Below are 5,013 nucleotides of genomic sequence, written 5' to 3' on the forward strand. Positions count from 1 at the left end.
ATCTTGGCTGCAAAATGGTTTAACTATTCTGCCAAATGTCAATTTAGTTTCTAACATTGGTTTTAGTGCTGATGCTACCAATACAAAAGATATTTACAGCCCGTTTGCCAATCATCCTACTCAACCAATGGAGTTTCCCATTAAACATCCAGAATTTATGGTTCGTGATGCACAGGCTGATAAATTTACACAGCAAACTCAGTTTCATCACAGTTTGGTATCTCGATTGAAAAGCAAAATTAGAAAGATACTTGACCATAGTCATTTTCGATAGCTTAAAACCAGTTAGTTGCTTGATTGAGATGTGTGTAACTGTTAGTAATTCTTAATCTAAACAGCTATGCAGATTTTTACATAGGACATTTTGTATCAATTACAGCATTAATAATTGAGCAAATTATTTTAGTCTTAGTTAAATAGAAAACATCAATTAAAATTACTTTCAGTGTAATCATTGAAAATCACTTATTTCTTTGCGCTAGGAATCCTTTAGACTAAAATGGCGTCTATAGTTTAATCAAAATTCACCTCAAAAAGATTTTTTCAAAATCTTCCTGATTTATTATTTCAAGATTAGAGGATTTTATAGTGACTAACACTAGTCTAAATCAAGGGCAAATGCTCAATAACTCTCCACAAAACGCAGTTGACATCAAACAACTCACTACAATTCTGTTTCACAGACGTTATCTGATATTGGGTATTTCCTGTGCAGTGATGTCAGTTGCAACCCTGTTGGCTATCTTTGCCAAACCGACTTACCAAAGCTCGATGCAGATACTGGTAAGTTCTAATTTATATGAAGGGGTACGCTCAAATAATGTTCAAGGAGGCACAGATAGCGACTTTACAGATCCTAACTTTCAAGTTGTGGACTATACAGCTCAGCTAAAACTGATGCTGAGTTCCAAGTTAATCCAGAAAGCTGTAGATGTGCTGCGTCCTAATTATCCAAATATTACTTTAGAAGATATTAAAGGAAAAAAAGAAAGGGGACAAAAATCACCTTTAGATGTAAATCAGATAGAAGGTGGAACGGGAATTAATAAAGTACCCAGTCAAGTATTTGAGGTTTCCTTCAAAGACAAAGATCCAGTTAAAGCTCAAAGAGTGCTGCAAGCACTACAAACTGTTTATCAAAACTACAACATAGAACAACAAAACGAGCGTTTACATAAAGGGCTTTCTTTTGTTAACGCTCGCTTACCAGAAATCAAAAAAGAAGTAAGTCAATCGGAAAAAAATTTAGAAGAATTCCGTAGCAAGCATAATTTACTTGACCCAGAAGTACAAAGCAAAATTTTGCTGGAATCTCTGGCAGATATTCAAAAACAGTTACAAACTACTCGCGCTCAACTTCAGGACATCCGAGCTCGCCAAGCTAACCTAGAGCAAAAAATGGCGTCTTCATCGCAGAACGCCATAGTTTCTTCTCGTTTGAGTCAGTCAACACGTTACCAAACGCTACTGAATGAGATTCAAAAGACTGAACTAGCGCTGGCTCAGCAGCGGCTACGGTATACAGATAATTCTCCAGTAATCCAAAATCTTAAGCAGCAACGCCAGAGTCAAGTGGCGCTACTCCGGCAAGAGGTAGGAAGATCCTTAGGAGATAAAATTACAATTACACCAAATCCCCGGCAACCGCTATTAACTCAAGGGCAGATGGTAGGCGTTGACTTGAAGCTAGTGGAAGAGGTAATTCAAGTACAAACAACTTCCTTAGGACTGCTGGCTAATGAAAAAAGTTTAGTTGAGTCGGAACAACGGCTGCGCTCTGAACTTAATAAATATCCTCGCCTCATAGCCGAGTATAATCGTCTGTTGCCAGATGTGGAAACAAATCGCAAAACACTTGAACAACTGCTCCAGGCGCAACAATCTTTAGGGCTAAAAATTGCTCAGGGAGGATTTGATTGGCAAGTATTGGAAGAACCAGATCGAGGAATTTATCTAGGTAGTGGCAGATTATTCCTATTAGCTGGGGGATTAATAATTGGGCCGATTTTAGGTATTGTGGCAGCCTTAATTTGGGAACTATTTCATGATGTCATCTATTCGCCACGACAATTACAAAGGCTGACGAACCTGCGGCTACTGGGAACAGTGCCTAACCTAGCCGAACGTGGTCTTAAGAAGCGGCTTTCGAGGCTGCCTTGGAATAAGCAGCCAAAATTAGCTTCTTTGGGAGTAGATACTAGCCCCAGTTTGCCATATCACGAAAATTTAGATATGGTCTACCAAAACATTCAAATATTAAAATATCCTCTGCCTTTTAAATCGCTAATGTTGACTTCGACACTAGCTGGTGAAGGAAAAACAACCTTGTCTTTGGGACTTGCGGCTAGCGCGGCTCACATGCATCGACGGGTACTTGTGATTGATGCCAATTTGCAGCATCCCAGCTTGCACAAAATTCTAGAACTTTCTAACGACTGGGGTTTATCTCTGTTATTGGTCGATGAAACTAATACTTCCATTGCAGATTACATTCAACCGATTCATCCTGACATTGATGTGTTAACTGCTGGGCCCACACCAGAAGATACAGTCAAGCTACTCAGTTCAGTGCGGATGAAAGAGCTAATTGAACTATTTGAGCAAACCTACGATTTAGTGCTAATAGATACTTCGGCAATTTTAGACACAGTTGATGCCAGAATCATCGCATCCTTATGTAATGGCATTGTATTGGTAGGGCGTATGGGTCAGATCACACAAAGTGAACTAATTCAAGCTAGAGACATTTTGAGCAAGTTGAATTTAATTGGCGCGATCGCTAATGATGTCAAAGATTCTCCCAAGGTGTAACTACTACGTGGTAAGCACTTTCATTATTTAGAGAGTTCGCTGAGGTCAAGTTAAACAACAAAGTCAACATAAGAATTCCCCGATTAATAAACAAAATGCCTTTTTGCTTTCTCATTTCAGTAGATTTTGCAAGCAAATGGCAGTTTGCTTTCTCCTGCAAGTAATACTAGTTTGAAAAAAAATGTGGGAAATACATAGGGACGCAAAGCTTTGCGTCCCTATACGCCTTTGTATAGCAGAGGGGAAAAATGCTCGTTTGAGCAACTGGCGATCGCACTGTGCGCTCGCTGCTTCTGTAACAAATAATAATTACAAAATTCCGATGATTTACCAAGTGTGTATTAATTACATTTGAGGCTATATCTACTCCAGTTAGTGGGCATCAAACTACACTAAATGAAAGCCAGCTTTAGATAGGTATATGACTCAACAGCAAGTAAGCGACTTTACAAGTCTAAGCTGGGAGAAAAATCTATTTAATATAAAATGTTAATCTGACCCAATTGCTTCAATAGCTTCTTTGAGGCGGAAATCGCGCATAGCAGCATTAATCAATTACATTTCTGCCGGACTCACAGAGATGTTGGCAGGGGCTAAATCCATGCCTCTTACCCCCTCATGGATTGGTAGGGGTTGTTTATCCACAATTGCATTTTTGACAGTTTGCTCCAAATATCTTGGAACCAAGCTCATGAAAAGTGCATCAGCAACAATAACCAAAACAATACAGATTGCTAAAAAAAAGAACGATGCGCTACTTTATGTTATCGGTAGGGACATAGTTGCAAGGTTGTCTATAAGGCGATGATATCAGTAATTGAAAAGGTTAGAAAATAAATCTCATTTAGCTCACATAACTAGGTTAATAGTTTCTATGAACAATAGTACTGCTCCAAAGTCAATTTTGCTGTTGGCTGCAAATCCTAAAGGTACAAGTAGTTTGCGTTTGCAGGAAGAAGAGCGGGAAATCAAGGAAAGATTACGTCTTGCAGGGTACGGTAAAGTGCCTGTTAATTCTACTGGAGCAACCCGACCACGAGATATCCAACAGGCAATGTTGGATTTCAAACCACAAATTGTACATTTCAGTGGTCATGGTACAGGAAAAAACGGTTTGGTATTTGAGGATGCCGTTGGTCAAGAGAAATTAGTTAGTTCGGAAGCATTGACGAACCTGTTTAAACTGTTCTCCAAACGAGTAGAATGCGTTGTTCTAAATGCTTGTTATTCAGAGTCCCAGGCTAAGGCGATTGTACAGCATATCAATTATGTTATTGGTATGAGTCAAGCTATTGGCGATCATGCTGCGATCGAATTTGCTGTTGGCTTCTACACTGCTCTGGGTGCTGGAGAGTCGATTGATTTTGCTTACGAGCTAGGCTGCAATGCCATTCATCTTGAAGGAATTCCAGAATATTTGACACCTGTACTTTATAAAAGAGATAAGTTGTCTCCCTTGGAATCTAAGGATCAAGTAGAGCAGCAGCAAAAGTCAATTGAATTGGGCAATGATTTTGCAACAGTTCTTCAGATTGGAAATCAAGACAAGGTGCAGAGGTATTTAACCTCGCATCTTCAAATTTTTCTTACAGCATTCGGTAATCGATGGGAAGTTAATGAATGTATTCCTGAATTTCACTTAGGTGCTGATTACATCAGTGACTTTATAGTCGTGACGGGACAATCTTTCCACTACGACATCATACTTGTCAAACTTGAGTCACCGTTTGATCTTCCCTTCACAAAAGACGGTAAGCGCACCCAAAGATTAAATAATGCACTTGAACAAGTTAATGACTGGTTTACATGGATACATGACAACGAGGATTACTTCCTACGCTCTTTAGCAAAAGGAATGCAAGATATTTATGGTGCTGGGCAAATTTCTAGCTCACATCGCAATAGGTTCCGTGATAACGGTCGTTACCGCGAGTTTATTTCTGCCAAGATAGTGATTGGTCGGCGAGGTATGTTGACAGAAGAAGACAACAAGCGTCGAGCAACAATTCTTGATCAAACATCAAAGAAGATTGAAATCTTACCGTATGATAGGTTGCTGGAAACTGAGACACGGCTTCGCAACCGATCTTAAATCTACAAATAGGGCTAGCCTAGAGAAGTTGCTACCTTGTGCCAATTAACTCAGGACTTACGCAACTGGCACAGGCGATCGCTAAATTTCAGTACATATGTATTGCATGA

Annotated in this window: 2 protein-coding genes and 1 pseudogene; all 3 read left to right on the top strand. The window is 39.5% G+C overall.

The features are described 5' to 3' along the window. Window positions 1-274, top strand: a pseudogene (locus BV372_RS36965) (glycosyltransferase family 2 protein); the annotation flags it as partial. 314 nt (window positions 275-588) lie between these two features. After that, window positions 589-2,811 carry a GumC family protein gene (locus BV372_RS33985; RefSeq protein ID WP_256973625.1) on the top strand — a complete coding sequence of 741 codons (2,223 nt, stop codon included), beginning with the start codon at window positions 589-591 and terminating at the stop codon, window positions 2,809-2,811. 874 nt (window positions 2,812-3,685) lie between these two features. Next, window positions 3,686-4,903 (top strand): Shedu anti-phage system protein SduA domain-containing protein, encoded by a 1,218-nt coding sequence (locus BV372_RS36975; protein WP_179198331.1) that lies wholly within the window; start codon window positions 3,686-3,688, stop codon window positions 4,901-4,903. The last annotated feature ends 110 nt before the right edge of the window (window positions 4,904-5,013 follow it).

This window comes from Nostoc sp. T09 (genome assembly GCF_002154695.1).
Taxonomy (GTDB): domain Bacteria; phylum Cyanobacteriota; class Cyanobacteriia; order Cyanobacteriales; family Nostocaceae; genus Aulosira.

What these genes read in the sequence shown, in the direction of transcription:
- BV372_RS36975 (WP_179198331.1), top strand. Translation starts at nt 3,686, where the DNA reads ATGAACAATAGTACTGCTCCAAAGTCAATTTTGCTGTTGGCTGCAAAT.